This window comes from Streptomyces fildesensis, assembly GCF_016107395.1.
In the GTDB taxonomy this organism is placed as follows: Bacteria; Actinomycetota; Actinomycetes; order Streptomycetales; family Streptomycetaceae; genus Actinacidiphila; species Actinacidiphila fildesensis.
This window is the reverse complement of sequence record NZ_JAAIKO010000006.1, coordinates 337,833-361,288: the sequence shown is the minus strand read 5'-3', so window position 1 is coordinate 361,288 and position 23,456 is coordinate 337,833. Positions and strand designations below refer to the sequence as shown.

Here is a 23,456-nt window from a genome sequence, read left to right as displayed (position 1 = left end):
GCGCGACGTCAGAGGGCGACAACAGGCCCTGACCCTGTTCCGTTCCCGCAGATCCTGCGGCGGGCCACCCCGCCGCACCCTCGGCACACCCTCAGCGCACCTCCAATGGAAGGCAGTCCACGATGATCCGCAAGCCTGTTGTCCTGTCCGCCACCGCCGCACTCCTGCTCGCGACGGCTCTCACCAGCTGCGGCCAGGAGGGCGACGGAGCCACGAGCGACGGCACTTCGAAGGGCGGAAAGCCCACCGTCTGCCTGGTAATGAAGTCGCTCGGCAACGAGTACTTCCAGACCATGGAGAAGGGGGCGCAGGACCACGCGAGACAGCGCGGCGACCTGACCCTCACCGCCAGCGGCATCCAGAACGAGACCGACATCGACGGCCAAGTCGCCGCGATCAACCGGTGCATCACCGACAAGGCCGCCGCCCTCGTGCTGGCTCCCGCCGACTCCCAGGCACTCGTCGCCCCGCTCAAGCGCGCCGTGAAGGCCGGCATCAAGGTCGTGAACATCGACGTCAAGCTCGACGACGCCGCGCTGAAGGCCGCCGGTCTCGACGTCCCGTTCGTCGGACCCGACAACACCGAGGGCGCACGGCTGTCGGGGGCGGTGCTCGCCAAGGCGCTCGGCAAAGACGGCAAGGTCGTCATCCTGGAGGGCAACCCCGGCGCCGCCAACGCCCAGCAGCGCAAAGCCGGTTTCGTCGCCGCGGCCGCCGCCGGCGGTCTGCGGGTGCTCGACTCCAAGACCGCGCACTGGGAGACCGACGAGGCCTACACCGTCGTGAGCAACATGCTGACCGCACACCCGGACCTTCAGGGGATCCTCGCCTCGAACGACTCGATGGCGCTCGGCGCGGTCAAGGCCGTGGCCGCAGCGGGCAAGAAGAACCAGATCAAGGTCGCCTCGTTCGACAACATCGAGGCCATCCGGCCGTACGTCAAGGACGGCAGCGTCGTCGCGACCGTCGACCAGTTCGCCGCGAAGCAGGCCGGTGACGGCATCGACCAGGCCATGAAGCTCATCGCCGGCGACAAGGTCCAGGGCTGGGTGAAGACCGACGTCAAGGTCATCACCGCGTCCGACCTCGGCTGACCAGGACCGGAAGGCGGAACCCCATGCCGGAAGGCAGAACCTCATGACCGCACGACTCCCGAGCCCCCCGGCCCCTGTGCTGGAGGCGACCGGGATCCGCAAGCAGTTCCCCGGCGTACTGGCCCTCGACGACGTGCGGCTCGAACTGCTCCCCGGCGAGGTGCACGCCCTGCTGGGCGAGAACGGCGCGGGCAAGTCGACCCTGGTCCGGATTCTCGCCGGCATCCAGCAGCCGGATGCCGGCGGCATGACGCTGGGCGGGAAGCCCTACCAGCCCGCCGACCCGGCGGCGGCCATGCAGGCCGGCGTCCAGGTCGTGCACCAAGAACTCAACCTGCTGCCCAACCTGACCGTGGCCGAGAACCTGTTCTTCCAGAACCTCCCGCGTCGCCACGGGCTGGTCAACCGCAAGGAACTGCACCGCAGGGCCGAGGAGCTGCTCGCCGAGGTCGGGCTCGAGGTCCGGCCGCAGACGAAGGTGGAGCGGCTAGGCATCGCCCAGATGCAGTTGCTGGAGATTGCCAGGACCCTGTGGCAGGACTGCCGGGTCCTGGTGATGGACGAGCCCACCGCGACCCTCACCCCGCGGGAGACCTCTCGCCTGTTCACCCTGCTGCGGGCGATCACCGCGCGCGGCACCGCCGTCCTCTACATCTCCCACCACTTGGAGGAGGTCTTCGAGCTCGGGGACCGAATGACGGTCTTCCGCAACGGCCGCCATGTGGCCACCCAGGAACTGGCCGGGACGAGCACCGCCGACGTCATCCAACTCATGGTCGGCCGCGACATGGAGCACGAGTACCCGCCGCACGTGCCACGCGAGCCGGGTCCTGAACTGCTACGGGCCGACGCGCTGCACCCACGCGGCGGCGAGCCGGTCTCATTCGCCCTGCATGCCGGTGAGGTCGTGGGCATGGCGGGGCTCGTCGGCTCGGGGCGCACCGAAACCGTGCGCGCCCTGTTCGGCGCGGATCCGCGCCAGGGCGGAACCGTTCTGGTCAAGGGCCGGCCGGTCCGCATCGCCTCCCCCAAGCACGCGGTCCGGCATGGCATCAGCCTGCTGACCGAGGACCGCAAGAGTCAGGGTCTGGTCCTCGACATGCCCCTCGCCGCGAACATCACCCTGGCCGCCATCGGGAAGATCTCACGCGGTGGAGTCCTGCGGCGCGCCGAGGAGAACCGGCTGGCCCGCCAGGCGGTCGACCGGCTCGCGGTGCGCACCCCGGGGGTGCGCCATCCCGTCAGGACGCTGTCAGGCGGCAACCAACAAAAGGTTGTCCTGGGCCGCTGGCTGCTGGCCGGCGCCGATGTCCTGGTGGTCGACGAGCCCACGCGCGGCATCGATGTCGGTGCCCGCTACGAGATCCACCAGCAACTCGTCGACCTCGCGGCCGACGGCAAAGCGCTCCTGGTCGTCTCCTCCGACCTGCCGGAGCTCATGGGGATCTGTGACCGCATTCTCGTGTTCTCCCGAGGCCGCGTCGTCGGCGAAGTGCAGCGGAAGGACTTCGACAGCTCACAGATCCTCGCCCTGGCCTACTCCGGTTACACCTCCGCCGACTCTCCGGCACCCACGAACGGTGACACCCCATGACTTCCGTAACGCTCGGCCGCAAACCGCACCCGGCCTCCTCGCTGGCTCAGCAGGTGATGGGCGAGGCCGGTATCGGTATCGCCCTGCTCGCCCTGGTGGCCATCTTCACGCTGTCCGCACCGAAGTTCGCCACCTCAGACAACATCACGCACATCGCCACCGAGATCACCCTCAACACGATGCTCGCGGTCGGCATGACCTTCGTCATCCTCGTCGGCGGCATCGATCTGTCGGTCGGGTCGGTCATGGCACTGTCGGCCGTCGTCTCCGGCGACGTACTGACGGCCGGCGGACTGTCCACGTCCGCCGCGGTACTGCTCGCCGTGCTGGTCTCCGCGCTGGTGGGCATGGGCTGCGGGCTGGTCAACGGGCTGGTTTCGGAACGCTGGCGTGTGCCGTCCTTCATCGTCACCCTGGGCATGCTCAACGTGGCGCGGGGCGCGGCACTGCAGTACACCGACGCCAAGACGCTGTACGACTTCCCCGAGAGCTTCAACCGCTTCGGCACCTCGACGCTGCTGGGGATCCCCACTCTCTTCTGGATATCCCTGCTGATGGTCGCGGTCGGACATCTGGTACTCACCCGGACCGTCTTCGGCAGGCTCGTCTTCGCGATCGGCAGCAACGAGGAAGCAGTCCGGCTCTCCGGGCACCGCACCGGCGTGGTGAAGGTCGCCGCGTTCGTGATCGCGGGCTTCACCGTCGGCATCGCCGCCGTGACGTACATGGCCCGCCTCAACATCGCCAGCCCGATCCTGGGTAGCGGCTACGAGCTCAACGCGATCGCCGCCGTGGTGATTGGCGGCGCCTCGCTGTCCGGCGGCAAGGGCTCGATGGTCGGCACGCTGCTGGGCGCCTGTCTGCTGGGTGTACTGACCAATGGCTTGCTGCTGATGGGTGTATCGGACTTCCAGCGCCAGATGATCACCGGCGCGGTCATCATGGTCGCCGTGGTGGTCGACCACTACCGCGGCCGGCTCGCCTCCCGCCTCGTCGCACGGCCCTGAGTCCCGCCGCCGGCGGCCCATCGGCAGGCGCGGCGCCGGAGGGCCACCGCCGCGCGTCAGGACGTCGAGGCCCCACCGATCCGCGCGGCAGCCGTTGAGGATCTTGCAAAGCCGGTGGCCGATCTTGAGGCAGTGCAAGTTGGCTAGGTGATACCCCGACCGACCACCCGGGCCGGTCGAAGCCGTCGCCCGGCAGCAGCACCAACGAGGTCTGAGAGGTCGTAACACGATCTTGTTGAGATGCCCTGGTCGGGCGTAACCGGTAAGATGATTCGGCCGTTCGTGATGGTGTGATTACTCGGCCGTGAATCGTGGATGACGACTTGTGGGCACTGATCGAGCCGTTGCTGCCGCCCTGGCCCGAGCGGTCCCCAGGGCGGCAGCAACGGCCGGTGGCAGACAGGCTCCGTCTGCAGGGCATTCTGTAGGTCCTCTACAACGATATTGCCTGGCAACTGCTGCCGCTGGAGCTGGGGTTCGGTTCCGGGCAGACCTGCTGGCGCCGCCTGGACGGTGGGAGCAGGCCGGCGTCTTCGACCAGCTGCACCGCATCCTGCTCTCCGAGTTGAACGTGGTCGGCGGACTCAACTGGTCACGGGCACGCGTGGACGGCTCCCACATCCGCGCGAAAGAGGTTTTGCCGACACCGGTCCGTCCCCTGTCGACCGGCGCAAGACGGGCAGCAAGCACCACTTGATCTGCGACGGACGCGGCACCCCGCTCAAGGTCATCACCACCGCGGCCAACGTCAACGACGTCACGCAGAGCCCCGCCCTGGTCGACGGTATCGCGCCGGTAGCGGGTCGCCCGGCAGGGCTGATTCAAAGTCCAGGTGATCATGTGGCAATGCTGGTCAGGCAAGCCCGAGCAGGTCGAGCGAGCGGGTGAACGGCGTGTAGGAGACCTCCCGCAGTCCGGCGGCGATACTGTGGTGGCCGGCGTCCCAAAGGGTGTTGATCGCGAAGTTCCGCAGCGTGGCCATGTTCTCCGGTCCGTGTCCGGTCCGGACCTTGGAGGCGTCCTCGGCGAACGTCACGTCTCTGACGTGGTGGACGGCCTCGATGCCCCACTGCGACCTGGCGAGACGGCCGATGAGCTGCGGCGATGCCTCACGCGCGGTCATGTCAGTGATGGCGTGGACGGTCTGTCGGGTGACCTTGCGGGTCTTGACGTCGGTGCGATGCCGCAGGATCTTCGCCGCCTGGACGACGTGGGGGACTCCAGGCCGAGGCCGGTGACCGTGAGCGTGCGTACCGAGCGGGTCTCGCGCCGCCCGTGCCCGGCAGCATCAAGATCAATGAGGCTACGAAGTCGTTTCATTTGGTGAGTCGGCGGTGGTTGATGAGGCTGGTGGCGATGGCAGTGAACGCCAGGAAGTGCTCGGGCTTGCGTTCGTAGCGTCGGTGGAGGCGACGACATCCGCCGAGCCAGGACATGGTGCGCTCGACCACCCAGCGGTGTTGGCCCAGGCGTTGTGAGTTCTCAACGCCGCGCCGGGCGATGCGAGGAATGATGTTCTGCTCGCGGAGCCATCGACGCAGGTAGGGATAGTCGTAGCCCTTGTCGCCGCGGAGCTTTGCCGGGCGGCGACGCCGCGGACCGCGAGGGCTGCGGACGGGCGGGATCCCCATGACCAGCGGTTGCAGGGCCAGGCTGTCGTGGGTATTGGCGGCCGAGATGGCGACAGAGACGGGCAGGTCGGCACGATCGACGACGAGATGGATTTTCGATCCCAACTTGCCGCGATCGGTCGGATTCGGTCCGGTCAGCTGCCCCCTTTGAGGGCGCGGACACTTACGGAGTCAACGGCGAATCGTGACCAGTCCAAACCCCCCTGAGCACCGAGTTCATCGAGGATGACGCGGTGCAGGCGGGCCCAGACACGCAGCTGGGTCCACCGCGCAAAACGTCGGTAGACGGTGGGCCAGGCCGGCCCGAACACCGGCGGTAACTGCCGCCAGGAGCATCCAGACGTGGCCACGAACACGATCGCGGTCAGGCATTCACGGTCGCCGGCCCGCCGACGGCCCCCGCCCTGCGGACGCACCACCACCGTCTCCGGCACCACCCGCCGAAACAACTCCCACAACTCATCCGAGACCAGATGCTCAGCAAGACTCGTCATACCAACACAATGACAACCCCCGCCAAAGGAAACGTCGTCTTATTACTCACGGCAGCTCTTTATGGAGGCGAGGGGACCTGGCTAACGGGCTGCGGCCGAGCTGGCCGGTCCTCACCACCCGGCCCGATTACGTGACTGCATTCAGACGGGCTTCTGAAACACCGCGACGCCGGGCAAGTCACCGCGCGAACCCGCCGCGGAACGCGGCAGAAAGCGGCCATCCCCGTGCGGGTTCCCCACCAGGGGCGTCCAGGATTCTGCGAACTCGCGTGCTTTGAACCTGTCAACCATCAAGGTCTCCCCGCGCGAGCGGGGGTAGTTCGAGGATGACCTAGCCAACGCCATGAACCAACCGGTAACTACCATGCCCGCGCAGCCAGCAAGCTGTCTGCCCCAGCGTCGAGCTGCTGCAGACACGTACGATGCCGTTCGTTCCAGGCCGAGCACCGATGCACGAACCCCAGCCCAGATGCAGCCTCGACCACTGCGCAGAGCCCCAAGAATGGCCACCGACCCTGGGACTCTTCTGGGACTTCCGGCCGCATCAACGGGCATTACCGTGAAACAACCGAAAGACCATATTCGCTGGTCGGCGCCCAGCAGCCTGCCATTCCGGCAGGTCACGGACTCGCGTGGTCCCTTCCGCGACATCTGACTGGGCGAATGCGGACACCTCCTCTGAGCGCTTACGCAAAGCGAATCGGCACGACCCACACCTGCACCGCCAGACGGGACAGGCGATGCTCCTACGGCAGTACCTCTTGGGGAGAATTTGGGGAGTGCGAGCGCCTCTGGGGAGCGCGTGGGGAGTATCAACTGCACAACCGGGCACGAGTCTGAAAGAAAGACGGATCCGCCCAGGCCAGAGCCCCGTTCAGCGACATCACTCCAGGTCAAAGCCGTCAGCTGGACAACTTCACGACGTACGCGCCGAGGTCGTCGGCCTCTCCCCTCCGGCGCGGATCCGCCCTCGCGCCGGGGCACATAGCGGATTTCCGTTACTTCATTCAGATTCCCAGGACGTCCGACTCATTAGCCGGCGCGGCTGGCTCGCGGGACGGCGGACAAGTGTCGTCATCAGCCCTGTGGGGTTCGTCGCACATAGACAGCCACGAAGGTTTCCGAGGGGCGAGTCGCGCCTACGCCGACAATGATGTTTTCCGTAGCACTGCGAGAGCGCTGGCAGCTCCACAGGTCAGTGATCCTGCCTGGCAAAGCCGAGAGGCACAGCGCAGAGAACCTCGGAGTGGAGACGAAAATATATGGGTTCGGGCCCGTCCGGCTGGGTCTACCTCGTCTGCAGTGAACGACGCCTGCGGCCCGGCACGGGGCCTCGCAGCCGTCCCAGCACGATCCCAGCACGGTAGAGATGATCAAGGGTGATGACAGGTGTCGAAGGGTGAGTTATCCCAGCACCATCCCAGCACGGGAAAAACCAGGGGCCCGGCTTCGAAAAACCGGACCCCTCTTGACCTGCACGTTTGCCAGGTCATCGTCGCAATGCTATGAAGCCCGATTCAGCGCCCCTGGAGGGCCTTGACGTTGTTCCCGAAGGTCCATCCCTTCGAGCCGTCCCAGTTGATGGACCAGGTCATGAGCCCCTTGAGGCCGCCGCTGTACTTGTTCCAGGCCTGGGACACCAGGTTCGGTGCCATGTACCCGCCCCCGGCGCCCGGTTGGGCGGGCAGTCCCGGGACCTGCTTGTCGTAGGGGACCTTGATGGTGGTGCCCTGGACGACGAGTCCCTTGTTCAGGCAGTCGGTCTGCGCGGTGAACCCCGCGACCGTGCCGGCGGAGTAGGAGTCGCCGGAGCACCCGTACATGCTGCCGTTGTAGTACTGCATGTTCAGCCACCACAGCCGGCCGTTGTCCGCGTACTTCTTGACGATGGGCAGGTACGCGCCCCAGATCGAGCCGTAGGCCACGCTGCCGCCGGTGACGTAGGCGGTCTCGGGCGCCATGGTCAGACCGAAGTTCGAGGGCATCTGGGCGAGGACGCCGTCGATGATGCGCACGAGGTTGGCCTGCGAGGCGGACAGCTTGGTGATGGTGCCGCTGCCGATGAGACCGGTCTCGATGTCGATGTCGATGCCGTCGAAGTTGTACGCCTTGAGGATCGGCACCACGGTCGCGATGAACCGGTCCGCGACAGCGGTGGAGTTGAGGTCGATCCCTGCCGCCGCACCGCCGATGGACATCAGGATCGTCTGACCGGCTGCCTTGGCCTGGCACATCTCGGCCGGGGTCGGCACCTTCACGGTCGAGTCCATCCCGTCCTGCCACAGGACGGTGCCGTCCGAGTGGATGACGGGGAACGCCGCGTTGATGACGTTGTAGCCGTGATCATGGATGCGGGCGTCGGTGATCGGGATCCAGCCGAGCGGGGGGTGCACACCGTTCGCGGCGCCGTCCCAGTTCTCCCAGTACCCCTGGAGTACCTTGCCCGCCGGCTTCGACTTGACCGCGCACACGGTGGCCTGGGGTGCGGCGCTCGGCGCCGCGGCGACGAGCATCTGGACGGCGAAGGCCGTCGCCAGGCCGACTCCCAGCAGACGTGATGTCCGACCGATCATGTTTCGCTCCGTCTCTCCATGAACACCATCACCGGGTCCACATGGCGTCCACGGGCGCAGGACAGTGGGTGAGTTGGCAGAAGGCACAGGACTCGTCGCGAGCGTCGCCCACGGTAGATTGGTCCAGACCTACCGTCAATAGGTCTGGACCAACTTCAGGCGGCTACCTGATCCTTGAGTGCCGCTACCCCACGTCAGACCCGCAGCACCCGGACGCCGCACTCGACGATGGCCTGCTCCCGCGCTTCGTCGAGGCTGTCGTCGGTGACGAGATCGTCGATGTCGGCGAGCGGGCAGATCTCCGCGAAGGTCACCCGGCCGATCTTGGTGCTGTCCGCGACGACCACGGAGCGCGCACTGTTGCGCAGGAAGGCCCGGTCGGTGTGGGCCTCCATCTCGTCGTGCGTGGTGCAGCCCTCGCTCGCGGTCAGGCCGTCCACCCCGATGAAGGCGATGTCCAGGTTGTACTGGGCGAGCATCCGCTCGGCCGCCGGTCCGACCAGTTCGTAGCTGGCCGTCCGGGCGTTCCCGCCGACGACCACGAGACGGATCTCGGACCGGGCGATCAGGTCGGCGGCGATGTTGACCGCGTTGGTGACGACGGTGATACCGCTGCGGTCGGCCAGCGCCCGGGCGATCTCGGTGACCGTGGTGCCCCCGGTCATCCCCACCACCGCTCCGTCCGGGACCAGACGGGCCGCGGCGAGCGCGATCCGCCGCTTCTCGTCCTGCTGGCGTCCCGCCCGGTGGCGCAGCGGCAGTTCCAGGTTGAACGTGCCGGTCACCGCGCCACCGCGGGTGCGGTGCAGCAGCCCCTGCTCGTGCAGCGTCTGCAGATCGCGCCGGACCGTCGCCCCTGACACTCCGAGCAGCTCGGTGAGCACATGGACGTCGGCACTGCCCTCCTTGGAAACGTGATCAAGGATCCGGGCGATTCTGTCAACTTTGAGCATGGGGGGAGTCTAGCTCCAGGTCAGAGCAGTGAGGTGAGCATTCCCGCCGCCGGCGGGACAGCCGGGAGAGCACACGACAGAAGGGGTCCGCGGCGTTGGACATCGCCGCGGACCCCGTGGGCCGGACCGGTCGCCGTCAGGTCAGGCGGCGGGTGGAGCGTTGAAGGGAGCCGCCCAGGTCTGGTTGGTCTGGAGCGAGCCGGGTGCGGTTCCGCAGGTGTACAGGTCGACGGGCGTGCCGCTCGTGGTCGTCGCCCCGCCATAGCTGTCGAGGCACTTGGTGGTGCCGCTGAGCTTGAGGTTTCCGTCCCGGTTGTACGTCCAGGTCTGGTAGCCGGCGGCGGACCCGCACGGGGCGACGCCCGCCCACTGACCGGACTTCCCGTTGATCGCCCCGGTGGTCGTACCGCTCTGTGCGGTCAGACAGAGGTTCGTGGTGCCGGACTGCAGCAGCTGGACCGTGCCGTCGGAGTTGCGCCGCCACTGCTGGTTGGAGCCACCGGTGCAGGGATAGAGGTCGACCGGGTTGTTGGTGGCGGTGCCGGATCGGTAGTTGTCGAGGCACAGCGACGCTTTGCCCCAGTTGTCGCGTGAAGCGGTGATCTGTCCGCTCGGGGTGAAGCTGCCGCAGCCGGCGTGCGGAGTGATCTTGAGCATCGCGTTGTCGTGCGCGCCGAGCGTGAGCGGCACCGACCCGGTCGACGTGCTGCTGCTGTGTGCCCACAGGTCGCGGACGTCGTAGCCGCAGCCCGCGGCGCTGAAGCCGAGACCGGCGAGGGAGAGCGAGTAGTTGGTGGCCGCGGAGCCCTTGTTGAGCACGACGACGGCCTTGCTGCCGTCGGCGAGGGGCTTGAGGACGACGTCGTCACCGGTCGTGGCGGCCGGGGAGCCGTCCGCGTCGGCCCCACCGCCGGAGACGCGGTAGCCGCCGGCGCCCAGCGGGTCCTGGTCCACCGCGATCACTTCGGAGTTGCCCAGGATCGCGACGGACGCGTTCAGGTGCACCGCTTCCGCCGGGTGGGCGGCGATGTACGACGGCTGGAACTTACGGGCATCGGTGCTGATCACCAGGGGTGCGGCCAGTGCGGAGAACAGTGCCATCTGGCTGCGTTCCTCGGCGGTGGTCATACCGTTGTCGCCGATCAGCAGCATGTCGGCGTCGTTCCAGTTGCCCGGCCCCTGGTAGCGGCTGAGCTCCAGAGTGTTGTCGAAGCTCTGGTACGCACCGAAGTTGTAGCCGGCCAGCGGCACGTTCCACGGATTCTTGCCGTCGCCGTAGTTCCAGATGTCCGGGCCCACCCGCCAGAGCTGGCCGAGCCCGCGCACCCAGTTCATCGCGGCGAACTTCGTGGAGCCGTTGCCGTAGCCGGCCGGGGCGGAGATGTTGAACGTGATGTTGGGCGTGGCACCGCTGCCGGCCGCGGAGGTGACCGCGGTCCGCAGGTCGTTGGACATGCGGGTGTCGAGCGTCTGCACCGGCTCCTCGTCGCCGCAGTTGTCGTACTTGAGCTGGTCGACGCCCCACGAGACGAAGGAGTCGGCGTCCTTCTGCTCGTAGTACTCGCTGCCGTTGGGCAGGTTGGGTGCGGTCGGCGTGGCGGTGCTGCAGGTGTGCGTGCCGGAGGTCTCGTAGATGCCGAACTTCGCGCCAAGGCTGTGCAGGTAGTCGCCGTAGGCCGTCAGTTCGTAGTCGAAGCCGGGCTGCTTCGCGGGGTTGCGGACGTCGGTGGCGCCGCCCCAGTTGAGCCCGCCGTGCAGATAGCCGGAGCTGTTGCGGTACATCCAGCAGTCGTCGACGGTGATCGTCCGATAGCCCTTGGCGATCAGACCGGTGTCGGCCAGCCCTTTGGCGTTGTCCTTCATGTACTGCTGGAAGGAGTAGTCCAGCCGGTTGGAGCCGTCCAGCGGCGCCTGGGGCGCGCACGTCGAACGGGACCAGTTGTTGAAGCCCATCGGCGGGAGGGCGGCGATGGGCGTGCTGGGCGTCGCCGCGGACGAGTAGTTCGCCGCCGGCTGGCTCACGCCGTCGTTCGCGGCGGCCGGGCCGGTGCCCAGCAGACAGCCGGCGGGTATCAGGGCGGCGCTCAGGACCACGGTGAGCGGTCTGCGGAGTCTGGTTGCCACGGTGGGTGGCTCCTTCGGGGTGGGGGGTCGCCGTACGGCACGGGGGCGGGGCGCTACGAGCGATTGACATAATCTGCTCAGACTCGCTGGCGAGTCAACAACTGTGCGCATGCGAATCAGGCTCACCGTGCAAGCCGCAGACACGGGCGACTACCGGCTTCACGCCGCCCAACCTGGCCAGTAAGCGCTCTCCACCTGCCGATTCGCAACATTCGAGTAACGGCGGCTGGACCTGGGCGCCCAGCTCGTGAATACTCCGCAAGACCAGCAGAGTCGCTCATATTTGCTCGAACAAGGCATGATTGAATCAGTTTCGATCACCCCTCCCCCGAGTGCAGTGCCGTCGTCACCAACTCTGAAGGAAGCGTCGTATGCCCAGCGCCACCCCCTCCCGTACCTCCGTCGAGATAGCCACCCAGCCCGCCTGCTGGCGGCAGGCGGCCCGATCGCTCCCGGCCCATGCCGCCGCACTCCCCCGCCGGGGCGAGCGCGTGGCGGTCGTCGGCTGCGGCACCTCCTGGTTCATGGCGCAGTCCTACGCGGAGCTGCGCGAGAGCGGTGGCCACGGCGAGACCGACGCCTTCGCCGCCTCGGAATTCCCGGCCGGGCGCCGCTACGACCGGATCCTCGCGATCACCCGTTCCGGCACCACGACCGAGGTGCTGGACCTGCTCGGCCGGGCGCGAGCCGCGGGCGTGCCCACGACCGCGATCACCGCAGACCCCGCGACTCCCGTGATGACCGCGGCCGACGCCCTGGTGGTCCTGGACTTCGCCGATGAGGAATCGGTCGTACAGACCCGGTTCGCCACCACCGTGCTCGCCCTGCTCCGCGCCCATCTGGAGGCCGAGGGCGCGCTGCCGCCAGGGGTGCGCTCCGTCGCCGAGGCCGCCCAGGACGCCGAGCGAGCCGTCTCCGAGGAACTGGCCGCCGAGGTGTGCGGCGCCGAGCAGTTCACCTTCCTCGGGAGTGGCTGGACCTACGGTCTGGCGCTGGAGGCGGGGCTGAAGATGCGCGAGGCCGCGGGCGCGTGGACCGAGGCGTACCCCGCCATGGAGTACCGGCACGGCCCGATCAGCATCACCGGACCCGGGCGCGTGACGTGGATGTTCGGCTCGCTGCCGCAAGGGCTCGAGGACGATGTCGCCCGGGTCGGCGGCACGCTCGTCGCCCACTCCCAGACCCAGACCCAGACCCAGCACGGGGCCAGGGCCGGGGATCTCGACCCGCTGGCCGACCTCGTGCGCGCCCAGCGGCTGGCGGTCACCATCGCCGAGGCCCGCGGCTACGACCCGGACCGGCCGCGCAACCTCACCCGCTCCGTCGTTCTGGAGGGCCGCCATGCGTGAGGGACAGGACGCCGGCGAGTGCGTGATCGCGCTGGACGTCGGCGGCACCGGTATCAAGGGCGCGCTTCTCGACCGGGAACTGCTGCTGGCCACCGTGCGCCGGCCGACCCCCCGGGCAGCGGGACCGGAAGCGGTGGTGGACGTCATCACCGAGACGCTCCGGGCGCTCGCCCGGCAGGCCCGTGACGAGGGACTGCGGGTCCGCAGGGTCGGCGTGGTGGTCCCCGGCCACGTCGACGAGGACCTCTCGCACGCCGTCTACTCGGCCAACATCGGCTGGCGCGACCTCCCGCTCGCGAACCTTCTCGAACGCCGCACGGGGCTCCCCGTGACGCTCGGGCACGACGTCCGGGCCGGGGGGCTCGCCGAATGCGTCCTGGGGGCGGCCCGCGGCGCCCGCGATGTGCTCTTCGTGGCCATCGGCACCGGCATCGCCGCCGCCGTCATCAGCGACGGGCGGCCCGTCCGGGCCGGCGGTCACGCGGGCGAACTCGGCCATGTGGTCGTCGATCCCGACGGCGCCAAGTGCCAGTGCGGCGGCCGCGGTTGCCTGGAGACGGTGGCCTCGGCGGTCGCGATCAAGGCGGCCTTCACCGCACGGACCGGCCGTACCCTCCAGGGCGCCGACGAGGTGGCGGCGCTCGTGGCGCAGGGCGACGCCGACGCCGTGGCGGTCTGGGACCGCGCGGTCGACGCGCTCGCGTCGACCCTGGCGACCGCGTCCTCGCTGCTCGGCCCCGAACTCGTCGTCCTCGGCGGCGGCCTCGCCCAGGCGGGCGACACCCTCCTGAAGCCGGTCCGTGCCCGGCTGGCCCAGCGGCTGACGTTCCAGCGCCGGCCGGCCGTCGTGCGGGCGGCCCTGGGCGACATGGCCGGCTGCCTGGGCGCCGGACTGTACGCGTGGCAGGCCGTGGACGCCGCGACGCGCGGCACCAGCACCAGCACCGGCACCGGCACCGGCGCCGGCACCGGAGACGGGGAGTTCGCCATGCGCGGCGCCACCGCCGGTTCCGCGGGGGTCGGGTCACGGTGATCCTGACCGTCACGCTCAACGCGGCCCTCGACGTCACGTACTTCGTCGACAGCCTCGTGCCCCGCACCTCGCACCGGGTCGACACCGTGCACGAGCGCGCCGGCGGCAAGGGCGTCAACGTCGCCCGGGTGCTCGCCACGCTGGGCTGGCCGGCGGTCGTGACCGGACTGTGCGGCGGTGACACCGGCGTCCGGCTGCGCGGTGAACTGCGGGCGGCCGGACTGCGGGACGAACTGGTGCCCGTGGCGGGCGAGTCACGGCGCACCGTGACGGTCGTCTCCCGCGAGGACGGTGATGCCACCGTGTTCAACCAGACCGGGCCGTCCGTGACGACCGGCGAGTGGGAGGCCTTCACCGCGCGGTACACACGACTCCTTCGCGACGCCGATGTGGTGGTGCTCTCCGGCAGCCTTCCGCCGGGCCTGCCCGCCGACGCGTACGCACACCTCGTCACCCTCGCCCGCGACAAGGGCGTCGCCACGGTCCTGGACACGAGCGGCCCCGCACTGCGCGCCGCGCTGGCCGCCGGCCCCGACGTGGTCAAACCCAACACCGATGAACTCGCCGCCGTCACCGGCCGTGAGGACGTCGCGGCCGCGGCTGCCGGACTGCGGGCGATGGGCGCCCGTACCGTCGTGGCCTCCCGCGGTCCCGACGGGCTGCACGCGATCACCCCGCAGGGCTCCTGGCGTGCGACGCCGCCCGAGCGGCTGACCGGCAACCCGACGGGGGCGGGCGACGCATGCGTCGCGGCGCTCGCGGCCGGGCTCGCCACCGGGGCACCGTGGCCCGCCGTCCTGTGCGAGGCCGTCGCCCTGTCGGCCGCAGCCGTCCTGCGTCCCACGGCGGGCGACTTCGACGCCGACGCCTACCGCCGTTTCCGTACCGCCGTTCCTGTGGAGGAAGTCCATGCCGCTCGCACCCACCCATGAGATCGCCGACGACGCGGCCGGAAGGGTCGCGGGCGTGGGCGCGTTCAACGTCGTCCAGTTGGAGCACGCCCAGGCCATCGTCGCGGGCGCCGAGGCGGCCGGGCGTCCGGTGATCCTGCAGATCAGCGAGAACACCGCCCGCTACCACGGTGCCCTCGAACCGATCGCCCTCGCCTCGCTGGCCATCGCGCGGGCCGCGAGCGTCCCCGTGGCCGTCCATCTCGACCACGCGGAATCGGCGGGCCTGGTGCGGGAGGCGGTGGAACTCGGCTTCACCTCCGTCATGTTCGACGGAGCCAAGCTCCCCTACGCCGACAACGTCGCCGCCACCCGGGAGATCACGGCGCACTGCCACAGCCGGAAGGTGTGGGTCGAGGCCGAGCTCGGCGAGGTCGGCGGCAAGGACGGCGCGCATGCCCCGGGCGTCCGCACCGATCCTGACGAGGCGCGGGACTTCGTCGCCGCCACCGGAGTCGACGCGCTCGCCGTGGCGGTGGGCAGCTCCCATGCGATGCACACCCGCGACGCCGTCCTCGACTTCGAGCTGATCACCCGGCTGCGCGACGCCGTCAGCGTCCCGCTCGTCCTGCACGGCTCGTCCGGAGTCGGCGACGCGGACCTCATCCGGGCGGTGGCGGCGGGCATGACGAAGGTCAATATCTCCACCCACCTCAACAAGACGTTCACCCGGGCGGTCCGGACGTACCTCGACGCCGATCCCGGTGTCTCCGACACCCGCAAGTACCTCGGCCCGGCCCGCGACGCGGTCGCGGTGGAGGTGGCACGCCTGCTGCGAGTTCTGGCCGGCGGGTCCTGAGCTCTCTCGAACCGACCGTCGGGTCCTCATCCCCCTCGGCCCCACCGGCGGATCCTGATCCGCCTCGAACCGACCGGTGGGTCCTGAGCTCCCTCGCCCGACCCGTGAAGTGATGACGCCCGCGGCCGAACATTGGCCCACCTCGCCGGAGTTGGCGTTCAAGAGTTGAATTCTGCGCATCGTCTTGACGGCTCGCCGCTGCCACTTAACACTGCCTAAACAGATCCAGTGTCTCGGCGATCCGTAGATTGAGAGCGTTTTCAATAGCTTGAATCAAAGGCTAATTGGTCTCACGTAACTCTAATCCGCAGTTTCGAGACCATCTTCACCTTTCTTCCGCGCCGACTCGGTGTTCACTTCACGAAACCAGGCGAAAGGACCCCCCACCCATGCGCAGCACCGCCCTTCCCGGCCGCATGCGTCCGCCACCACGTCTCCACCAGCGCAGCGTCGCTTTCCTGAGTGCGCTCGTGCTCGTGCTGACCGGGCTGCTCGGCCTCAGCCAGCTCGCCGGTCCCGCCTCGGCTGCCGCGGCCGACTACACCCAGAGCGTCACGCAACTGAACGCGACGCAGGCGCAGATCTCCTTCACACCCACCACGGCCGCGCTCTACGTCGATGTGCACTACCTCGTCAACAGCGCCGGCCAGCAGAACGTCCGTATGGCCAACAGCGCGGGCACCTGGACCCAGACCGTGAGCTCACTCACCAACGGGTCGGTCCTGGAGTACTGGTTCACCTACGAGAAGAGCGGGCCGCAGTACGACACGCCCCACTTCACGTACACCCAGGGCGGTGGCGGCACCGGCTCGGTGGCCACACCGACCTTCAATCCGGCGGGCGGCAGCTACACGTCGGCCCAGAGCGTGACGGTCGCGGACGCGACCGCCGGCGCGAGCATCCACTACACCCGTGACGGCTCCACCCCCACCGCCGCGTCCACGCTGTACAGCGCGCCGATCAGTGTCACGGCCACCACCACCGTCAAGGCCATCGCCGTCAAGTCCGGCCTCACCGACTCGGCCGTGGCCAGCGCGACCTACACGATCGGCGCATCGGCCGGCTGCCCCACGCAGTCGGACACGCCGAACTTCGGCCCGAACGTCCACATCTACGACCCGAGCATGTCCAGCGCCACCATCCAGGCGCAGCTCGACGCGCAGTTCGCCCAGATGAAGGACACCAACACCGCGCAGTTCAGCTCGAACCGCGTGGCACAGCTCTTCAAGCCGGGCACGTACGCCGTCAACGACAACGTCGGCTTCTACACCTCGGTGGCCGGTCTCGGGCAGAACCCGGACGACGTGACGATCAACGGTCACGTCACCGTGGACGCCTTCAACGCCTCCGACGCGGGCAATGCGACGCAGAACTTCTGGCGTTCGGCCGAGAACCTGGCGATCAACCCGGTCGGCGGCAACCGCTGGGCCGTCGCCCAGGCCGCCCCGTTCCGCCGCATCGACGTCCACGGCGATCTGCAGCTCTACCCGGCCAGCTACGGCTGGGCGAGCGGCGGCTATGTCGCCGACACCAAGGTCAGCGGCCAGGCCGCGTCCATCTCGCAGCAGCAGTGGTACACCCGGGACAGCAACCTGGGCAGCTGGGCCGGCGGCGTGTGGAACATGGTCTTCTCCGGCACCACCGGCGCTCCGGCGAACACCTTCCCCAACCCGCCCGAGACGACGCTGGCCACCACCCCCGTCTCCCGTGACGTGCCGTACCTGTACGTCGACGGCACCGGCAAGTACCGGGTGTTCCTCCCGTCGCTGCGGACCAACGCCTCCGGCGCGAGCTGGGCGAACGGCAGCACTCCCGGCACCTCGCAGCCGATGAGCCAGTTCTACGTGGTCAAGGCGGGCGACACCGCCGCGACCATCAACAACGCGCTCTCGCAGGGCTGCAACCTGTTCGTCACCCCGGGCGTCTACCACCTGAACCAGACGCTCAACATCAACCGTGCCAACACCGTCGTCCTCGGCATCGGCTACCCGACCTTCGTTCCGGACAACGGCGTCGACGCGATCCAGGTCGCCGACGTGGACGGTGTCCGGCTCAAGGGCCTGCTGATCGACGCCGGCACCACCAACTCGGCGGCGCTGCTGACCGTCGGGCCGGCCGGATCGTCCGCCAACCACGCGGGCAACCCGACGACCATCCAGGACGTGTTCTTCCGGATCGGCGGCCAGATCGCCGGCAAGGCCACGACCAGCCTGATCGTCAACAGCAACAACACGATCATCGACCACATCTGGGCCTGGCGGGCCGACCACGGCAACGCCGGCACCATCGGCTGGACGACCAACACGGCGGACACCGGCGTGATCGTCAACGGTGGCAGCGTCCTGGCGACCGGACTGTTCGTCGAGCACTACCAGAAGCACGAGGTCATCTGGAACGGCCAGAACGGCAAGACGATCTTCTTCCAGAACGAGATGCCGTACGACGTGCCGAACCAGGGCGCGTGGATGAGCGCGGCGGGAGTCAACGGGTACGCCGCGTACAAGGTGGGTGCGGGTGTCACCACGCACGAGGCGTGGGGACTCGGCAGCTACTGCTACTTCAACGTCAATCCGGCGGTGAACAGCTACCACGCCTTCGAGGTTCCCAACACCCCGGGCGTGCGGTTCCATGACGCGCTGACCGTGTCGCTCGGCGGCGTGGGCACCATCACCCATGTCATCAACGACACAGGGGCGTTGACCGCCTCGAACACCACTCCCAGCAACGTGGTCGCCTACCCATGACCCGGTGGCGGTGACCTGACGTGAACGCCGGCCTCGGGGCCCCTCGCGGATGCGCGAGGGGCGCCGGGGCCGCTGTCACATCAGCCGACCGCGCGTCGGCCCGGACCGGAAGGAGCTGGCAGATCGTCGTCAGGAGCGCTACGATCACCGCGATGATGACTCACTCTGTTCACAGATTGGGGGACCCGTCCGCGCAAGGTGAGTGCTGATGCTCACTGAGACCGCGAACAGGGATTCCCGCCTTTCCTTCTGGCTGCGCGTGCGTGAGTTCGCCGTGCCGCCGTCCATGATCGAGACTGCGACCGCCCGCCGCCGTGCCGGGGACTGGGCAGGGGCCTGCGCTGCCGCAGGCATCGACGTCGATCTCCGTCTGCGTTCCGTGGCACGTACGTACGGCCACGCCATCGCGTCCCAACTCCGGGCCGACCTCCGCCATCTGGTGCCCGACCTGCTGCGCTGGCACATGCCGCGCATCGCTCCCAACGGGCTGCTGCGCCCGGGCCTGACCATGGCCCTGGCTCGGTACGACGACGCGGGGCGTGACGGCGCAAGGCCGCTGCACCTCGTGGCCCGGACTCCGCCGGCCTGGGCGGACGCGGGTCAGCGGATCAGCCTCGCGCTGTGGGACGGAACCCACTCCGAGGCCGGCACCGCCCGCCATCCGCATCCCCATCCCAACCGGCGGTTCCGCCTCGATCTGCACCGCCACCTGTGGGACGCGCGCAGGACCGGTGAACTGTGGATCCGGTCCGGGGCCGATCGGTGGACCGCCGACGGCCACCCCGCGCCCGAACCCGCCGTGATGGACGCGGAGTTGACCGGCGTTGAGCAGCCGGGAACTCAGCTCCTGGGGACCGAGCTGCTGTCGGTAGTACCACCGGGGCGCCACTGCGCTGTTGACCGGTGGGCTGCCGAGGCCGGCATCCTGCTCCACGCCGAGCGGCGGCCGACCGGTCCCGTCGCCGTGCGGTTCGGGGCCCGGCATCGGCTGGTCCTGGACCTCGTCGCCGACAGGGACGGAGGCGGGCCACCCACGCTGCGGATCGCGGCGGCGACCATGGATGGCGGGGATCCCGCGCTGCCGGTCCTGCCCGACGCGGCGGCCTGGGTGCCACCCGACCTGGAACTGATCCGCACCGGTTCGATCGACGTCGACCGGCTGCATCCGCTGGTCGCCTCGGCGCTGGTACCGGATCATGCGCCGGCCGGTCCGTCCCCGTCTCCGCACCGGCCAGGACAGCCGCGCCTCGTGCAGTGCCGGGGAGCTCAGCACCGGATCGCCCTGGTCGACGGGGTACTGGCCCCACTGGACCACGACCCGGCAGAGATCCGGCGGGAGGAACTGCTGGTCGCTCTGACCGGCACTCCGCTTCCCTGTCTGCAGGCCATCGATGCGGCGCACCGCCGTCCTGACTGCCTCACCGGAGTCCGCGAACGCCTGGACCACGGCGACACCGCCGGTGCGCTGGCCGTCGTCGAGGGCCTGTTGGGCCCCGACGCGCTGCTACGCGCCGGTGCGCTGCGCGACGAACTGGAGACGGCGGCGCAGCGGCGGATCACCTACGGGCTGTACCGGTCGGGGTTGATCGGCCCCGGACCCGGCCGCATCCCCCCGAATTCCCCGGATCGTCTGCGTCCCCGCGACAGCCGCTCCCACCCGCGCCACATGACGCTCCGCTGACCTCGGGGATCGCCCTCCCCTGCCCCCCGCTCGACCCCTCACGAACCCAAAGGTGATCAAACATGCCCACATGCACTCCGTTCGCTGCCCCCGACACCCTTTCCGACCCGGTTCGCGCCCCCCAACTCGATGTCGCCGGCGACCTGCTGACGTTGCTGCGCAACGCGACGACCGAACCGCGCCCCGACAACCAACTGGAGGCCCTGACCCTTGCTGTCGCCGCCGACCTGCCCGTCCTCCTGTGGGGCGAGCCGGGTATCGGCAAGACCGCGGCTCTCACGCAGCTCGCCGCGGCTCTGGACCTGCCACTGACCACGGTGATCGCCAGCGTGCACGAGCCGTCGGACTTCTCCGGCCTGCCGGTCATCGGAGACGATCCCGCGGAGCAGGGGGTCCCGATGGCCCCGCCGGACTGGGCCGTGCGGCTGGTACGGGCCGGTCGGGGGCTGCTGTTCCTGGACGAACTGTCCACCGCGCCGCCGGCCGTCCAGGCCGCGCTGCTCCGCCTGGTGCTGGAACGGCGGATCGGCTCCCTGCAACTGCCTCCCGGGGTCCGGATCGTGGCCGCCGCCAACCCGCGCTCCTCGGCCGCCGACGGCTGGGAGCTGAGCCCGCCGCTGGCCAACCGTTTCGTCCACCTTCAGTGGACGCACGACCACGAGGTCGTGGTGCGCGGCCTGGGCGGGACCTGGCCCCGGGCGACCCTGCCGCTGCTCGACCCGGACAGGCTGCCGGTGGCGGTGGACTTCGCCCGTCGCGCGGTGTGCGGGCTGCTGTCCGTCCGCCCCGCGCTCGTGCACCGGCTGCCCAGCAGTGAGACGCGCCGCGGCGGTGCCTGGCCGTCTCCCCGGAGCTGGGAGATGACGCTGTGCCTCATCGCCTTCGCGACCGCGGCCGGCTCCTCCCGGGAGGTGCTCTCCCTGCTGGTCAGAGGCACCGTGGGAGACGGTCCGGGGCTGGAGCTGCTGGCGAGCCTGGACCGGATGGACCTCCCGGACCCCGAGACGCTGCTCGCCGACCCCGCGAGTGCCGTGCTGCCCGAGCGGGGGGATCTGCGTCAGGCCGTGCTCGACGGTGTGGTGGACGCGGTCCGCAAGCGTCCCGAGAAGTCCCGCTGGAACGCGGCATGGGAGCTCCTGGCCCGGGCGGTGGAGACCGGGGCCCCGGACCTGGTGGTCGTCCCCGCGACCACCCTCGCGTCGCTGCGCCGCGCGGACTGGGACGTTCCGGCGTCGATCGAGGGGCTCGCCGGAGCGGTGACCATGTCCCGGCGGGCGGACCAGGCGGCGGCCCGGGCCTCGGTCACCACGAAGGCAGGCCGATGATCCCGGACACAGCGGGGACCCTGGACCTCGACAAGCTCTTCACGGCCCGGCTGCACGCCGCCCGGGCCCGGCCGTACCTGGCGACCGCCCTGTTCGCCCTGCACCCCGTCGAGTCGCAACGGGTACCGACCATGGCCGTCGACCGGCACTGGCGGTGCTACGTCTCGCCGGGATTCGTGGACCGGACGCCGGTGGAGGAGCTGGCAGGGGTATGGGTGCACGAGGTCTCGCACCTCCTGCGCGACCACCACGGGCGCAGCGACCGGGTCGCGCGGGAACAGGGACTCACCGGCCCGGGGGAACGGCTGCGGATGAACATCGCCGCGGACTGCGAGATCAACGACGACGCGTTCGGTGACGGACTGGTCCGGCCCGAAGGTGCTGTCGAACCGGTCTCCTTGGGGCTGCCGGAAGGCAAGCTCATGGAGGACTATCTGCCCCGGTTCAGCCTCGGGCCGCTCACCCTGGCCGCGGCCTGGCTGGACTGCGGCAGTGGCGCCGACGGGCTGGACCGGGAGTGGGACCTGGGACCGGACGGCGCGCACGGACTCAGCGAGCAGGAGCGGGACGCGGTCCGGTTCCGGGTGGCGGAGGGCATCAACGGCCGTCCGGGGAACGCCCCGAAGGGGTGGAAACGGTGGGCGGAGGAGGTGTTCCACCCGCCGCAGCCGTGGCGGGAGTTGCTGGGCGCGGCGGTCCGCTCGGCCGCCTCCAGTTCCGGCGCGGGCGAGGACTACAGCTACGGCCGGCCGTCGCGGCGCTCGGCCGGGGTGCCCGGCACCGTGCTGCCGAGCCTCCGGTGCAGACCGCCCCGGGTCTCCGTGGTCATCGACACGTCCGGTTCGGTCAGTGACGCCGAGCTGGGCAGCGCGCTCCTCGAGGTCGCCGCCATCTCCCGTGCCGTGGGCGGCCGTCGTGACCTGATCACCGTGGTGCCGTGCGACGCGGCGGCCCGCATCGTGCACCCGCTCTGCCAGGGCGAGGGAATCCCGCTGATGGGCGGCGGGGGGACGGATCTGCGCTCGGGCTTCGCCAAGGCGCTCCGGGCGCAGTCCCGGCCGGACGTCATCGTGGTCCTGACCGACGGGCAGACACCCTGGCCGAGCTCACGGCCGCCGTGCCGGACGGTAGTGGGTCTGTTCCCCCGGCAGCGTTCAGCCCGGTCCTGGGCCCGGCAGGACGATCCCGACTATGTACCGGGCTCTCCGCCCGACTGGGCACGCGTGGTGAACATCGGGTCCGCGTGACGTCCCGGTGAGCCCCGCCGCGCTCAGCTTCTGCCCGCCGCCTCCGCGCAGGCGGCGTGACCCCAGCCGCCCGCCACCTTGGCGATCAACTCGCCCTTGGCGTAGGAGCCGGAGCAGTGGCACCGTCCGGGGTACCTCGCCTCGATCGTGCCGGACGAGGCCTTGCCGGTCCGCGGCTTCGACGCGGCGGCCTTGCGACCGGAGCGAGCGCCGTCCGGGGCCTGGGTCACGGCATCCGGCACGGGGAGTTCGGCGCCGGTTCCGCTGCTCGGCTGCTGGCTGATCGCGGCGTCGCTGGCGGCTTTGTCGGCGATCGCGTTGAGCGGATCACCGTTCACCTGGTGCGCGGGAACGTACACGAATTCGACGTCGCGGCCGGCCAGCAGGGCGTCGATGCGCTGAATGATCTCCCGGTTCGCCACCGGCTTCCCGGCGGCCGTCTTCCAGCCGTTCTTCTTCCAGGCGACCAGCCACTTGGTTGCGGCGTCACGGGTATAGGTGGAGTCCAGCCGGACCTCCAGGGGCACGGCCGGATCCGTCGCGGTCAGCAGCTGCTCCAGTGCCGTCAGCTCACCGACGTTGTTCGTCGAGTGTCCCAGCGGCCCCGCCTGCCAGCGCTGCGGCCGTCCCTGGGCGTCCGCGACCACGAAGGCCCACGCCGCCGGGCCCGGGTTCCCCTTGGCGGCTCCGTCACATGCTCCAATAACGCGTTCCATCCCCTGATGATGTCAGGTGTTCCGCCACCCGCTGAGCACGGCGCATACGGCCGGCCGGCCGGGGCCCTCCCCGCCAGGGCCCCGCCGACCCGGCCCGTCCCGGAGGGACGACACGGCGTTCCGGATCCTCCCGCCCGTAGCC

The 23,456-nt window shown here is 69.6% G+C and carries 18 protein-coding genes; 12 read left to right on the top strand and 6 right to left on the bottom strand.

Annotated elements, in window-relative coordinates; translation table 11 throughout:
* Positions 1-122 precede the first annotated feature (122 nt).
* The 4 genes from C6N31_RS13290 (at position 123) to C6N31_RS46900 (ending at position 4,583) form a co-directional block, all read left to right on the top strand.
* Positions 123-1,094 carry a sugar ABC transporter substrate-binding protein gene (locus tag C6N31_RS13290; RefSeq protein WP_138354434.1) on the top strand — a complete coding sequence of 324 codons (972 nt, stop codon included), beginning with the start codon at positions 123-125 and terminating at the stop codon, positions 1,092-1,094.
* Between the two features lie 43 nt (positions 1,095-1,137).
* Positions 1,138-2,688 (top strand): sugar ABC transporter ATP-binding protein, encoded by a 1,551-nt coding sequence (locus tag C6N31_RS13285; RefSeq protein WP_138354433.1) that lies wholly within the window; start codon positions 1,138-1,140, stop codon positions 2,686-2,688.
* Positions 2,685-3,695: an ABC transporter permease gene (locus C6N31_RS13280; protein WP_138354432.1), complete on the top strand. Its 1,011-nt coding sequence runs from the start codon at positions 2,685-2,687 to the stop codon at positions 3,693-3,695. The genes C6N31_RS13285 and C6N31_RS13280 overlap by 4 nt, the downstream gene beginning before the upstream one ends.
* Positions 3,696-4,208: 513 nt before the next feature.
* The gene (locus tag C6N31_RS46900; protein WP_187145156.1) at positions 4,209-4,583 is read left to right on the top strand and encodes a transposase; all 375 of its coding nucleotides are present in this window, start codon (positions 4,209-4,211) and stop codon (positions 4,581-4,583) included.
* On the opposite strand, the gene C6N31_RS13270 is transcribed toward C6N31_RS46900, so the two are convergent.
* The 5 genes from C6N31_RS13270 to C6N31_RS13250 all read right to left on the bottom strand — a co-directional run bounded on the left by C6N31_RS13270 (position 4,549) and on the right by C6N31_RS13250 (position 11,470).
* A complete protein-coding gene (locus C6N31_RS13270) occupies positions 4,549-4,884 on the bottom strand; it encodes a hypothetical protein (RefSeq protein WP_346268806.1) in 336 nt (111 codons plus the stop codon). The genes C6N31_RS46900 and C6N31_RS13270 overlap by 35 nt on opposite strands.
* A gap of 127 nt (positions 4,885-5,011) precedes the next feature.
* Positions 5,012-5,820, bottom strand: a protein-coding gene (locus C6N31_RS13265; protein ID WP_138354430.1) for an IS5 family transposase whose coding sequence is annotated in 2 segments (ribosomal slippage) — positions 5,012-5,470 and positions 5,473-5,820 — 807 coding nt in all. Because the reading frame shifts where the segments join, the coding sequence is not laid out codon by codon here.
* 1,517 nt (positions 5,821-7,337) lie between these two features.
* Positions 7,338-8,393, bottom strand: coding sequence for a chitinase (locus C6N31_RS13260; protein ID WP_138354429.1), 1,056 nt, complete (start codon positions 8,391-8,393; stop codon positions 7,338-7,340).
* Between the two features lie 194 nt (positions 8,394-8,587).
* Positions 8,588-9,346, bottom strand: coding sequence for a DeoR/GlpR family DNA-binding transcription regulator (locus C6N31_RS13255; RefSeq protein WP_138354428.1), 759 nt, complete (start codon positions 9,344-9,346; stop codon positions 8,588-8,590).
* Between the two features lie 141 nt (positions 9,347-9,487).
* A complete protein-coding gene (locus C6N31_RS13250) occupies positions 9,488-11,470 on the bottom strand; it encodes an alpha-galactosidase (protein WP_187145155.1) in 1,983 nt (660 codons plus the stop codon).
* A gap of 371 nt (positions 11,471-11,841) precedes the next feature.
* Between C6N31_RS13250 and C6N31_RS13245 the strand changes: the two genes are divergently transcribed.
* The 8 genes from C6N31_RS13245 (at position 11,842) to C6N31_RS13210 (ending at position 22,598) form a co-directional block, all read left to right on the top strand.
* The gene (locus tag C6N31_RS13245; RefSeq protein ID WP_138354426.1) at positions 11,842-12,819 is read left to right on the top strand and encodes an SIS domain-containing protein; all 978 of its coding nucleotides are present in this window, start codon (positions 11,842-11,844) and stop codon (positions 12,817-12,819) included.
* Positions 12,812-13,852 (top strand): ROK family protein, encoded by a 1,041-nt coding sequence (locus C6N31_RS13240; RefSeq protein WP_138354425.1) that lies wholly within the window; start codon positions 12,812-12,814, stop codon positions 13,850-13,852. The genes C6N31_RS13245 and C6N31_RS13240 overlap by 8 nt, the downstream gene beginning before the upstream one ends.
* The gene (locus C6N31_RS13235; RefSeq protein WP_138354424.1) at positions 13,849-14,784 is read left to right on the top strand and encodes a 1-phosphofructokinase family hexose kinase; all 936 of its coding nucleotides are present in this window, start codon (positions 13,849-13,851) and stop codon (positions 14,782-14,784) included. The genes C6N31_RS13240 and C6N31_RS13235 overlap by 4 nt, the downstream gene beginning before the upstream one ends.
* A complete protein-coding gene (locus tag C6N31_RS13230) occupies positions 14,762-15,601 on the top strand; it encodes a class II fructose-bisphosphate aldolase (RefSeq protein ID WP_138354423.1) in 840 nt (279 codons plus the stop codon). The genes C6N31_RS13235 and C6N31_RS13230 overlap by 23 nt, the downstream gene beginning before the upstream one ends.
* A 389-nt stretch (positions 15,602-15,990) precedes the next feature.
* Positions 15,991-18,345, top strand: a complete 2,355-nt coding sequence (locus C6N31_RS13225; RefSeq protein WP_232485112.1) for a chitobiase/beta-hexosaminidase C-terminal domain-containing protein — start codon at positions 15,991-15,993, stop codon at positions 18,343-18,345.
* Positions 18,346-18,553: 208 nt separating this feature from the next.
* Positions 18,554-20,026 carry a hypothetical protein gene (locus tag C6N31_RS13220; RefSeq protein ID WP_138354422.1) on the top strand — a complete coding sequence of 491 codons (1,473 nt, stop codon included), beginning with the start codon at positions 18,554-18,556 and terminating at the stop codon, positions 20,024-20,026.
* A 62-nt stretch (positions 20,027-20,088) separates the two neighbouring features.
* Positions 20,089-21,351 (top strand): AAA family ATPase, encoded by a 1,263-nt coding sequence (locus C6N31_RS13215; RefSeq protein ID WP_198357576.1) that lies wholly within the window; start codon positions 20,089-20,091, stop codon positions 21,349-21,351.
* Positions 21,348-22,598 carry a vWA domain-containing protein gene (locus C6N31_RS13210; RefSeq protein ID WP_198357575.1) on the top strand — a complete coding sequence of 417 codons (1,251 nt, stop codon included), beginning with the start codon at positions 21,348-21,350 and terminating at the stop codon, positions 22,596-22,598. The genes C6N31_RS13215 and C6N31_RS13210 overlap by 4 nt, the downstream gene beginning before the upstream one ends.
* Before the next feature lie 23 nt (positions 22,599-22,621).
* On the opposite strand, the gene C6N31_RS13205 is transcribed toward C6N31_RS13210, so the two are convergent.
* On the bottom strand, positions 22,622-23,314 hold the full coding sequence (locus tag C6N31_RS13205) for a ribonuclease H family protein (RefSeq protein WP_138354419.1): 693 nt from the start codon (positions 23,312-23,314) through the stop codon (positions 22,622-22,624).
* Between the last annotated feature and the right edge of the window lie 142 nt (positions 23,315-23,456).

What these genes read in the sequence shown, in the direction of transcription:
- C6N31_RS13290 (WP_138354434.1), top strand. Translation starts at nt 123, where the DNA reads ATGATCCGCAAGCCTGTTGTCCTGTCCGCCACCGCCGCACTCCTGCTC.
- C6N31_RS13285 (WP_138354433.1), top strand. Translation starts at nt 1,138, where the DNA reads ATGACCGCACGACTCCCGAGCCCCCCGGCCCCTGTGCTGGAGGCGACC.
- C6N31_RS13280 (WP_138354432.1), top strand. Translation starts at nt 2,685, where the DNA reads ATGACTTCCGTAACGCTCGGCCGCAAACCGCACCCGGCCTCCTCGCTG.
- C6N31_RS13260 (WP_138354429.1), bottom strand. Translation starts at nt 8,393, where the DNA reads ATGATCGGTCGGACATCACGTCTGCTGGGAGTCGGCCTGGCGACGGCC.
- C6N31_RS13255 (WP_138354428.1), bottom strand. Translation starts at nt 9,346, where the DNA reads ATGCTCAAAGTTGACAGAATCGCCCGGATCCTTGATCACGTTTCCAAG.
- C6N31_RS13245 (WP_138354426.1), top strand. Translation starts at nt 11,842, where the DNA reads ATGCCCAGCGCCACCCCCTCCCGTACCTCCGTCGAGATAGCCACCCAG.
- C6N31_RS13240 (WP_138354425.1), top strand. Translation starts at nt 12,812, where the DNA reads ATGCGTGAGGGACAGGACGCCGGCGAGTGCGTGATCGCGCTGGACGTC.
- C6N31_RS13230 (WP_138354423.1), top strand. Translation starts at nt 14,762, where the DNA reads ATGCCGCTCGCACCCACCCATGAGATCGCCGACGACGCGGCCGGAAGG.
- C6N31_RS13225 (WP_232485112.1), top strand. Translation starts at nt 15,991, where the DNA reads ATGCGCAGCACCGCCCTTCCCGGCCGCATGCGTCCGCCACCACGTCTC.
- C6N31_RS13220 (WP_138354422.1), top strand. Translation starts at nt 18,554, where the DNA reads ATGCTCACTGAGACCGCGAACAGGGATTCCCGCCTTTCCTTCTGGCTG.
- C6N31_RS13215 (WP_198357576.1), top strand. Translation starts at nt 20,089, where the DNA reads ATGCCCACATGCACTCCGTTCGCTGCCCCCGACACCCTTTCCGACCCG.
- C6N31_RS13210 (WP_198357575.1), top strand. Translation starts at nt 21,348, where the DNA reads ATGATCCCGGACACAGCGGGGACCCTGGACCTCGACAAGCTCTTCACG.
- C6N31_RS13205 (WP_138354419.1), bottom strand. Translation starts at nt 23,314, where the DNA reads ATGGAACGCGTTATTGGAGCATGTGACGGAGCCGCCAAGGGGAACCCG.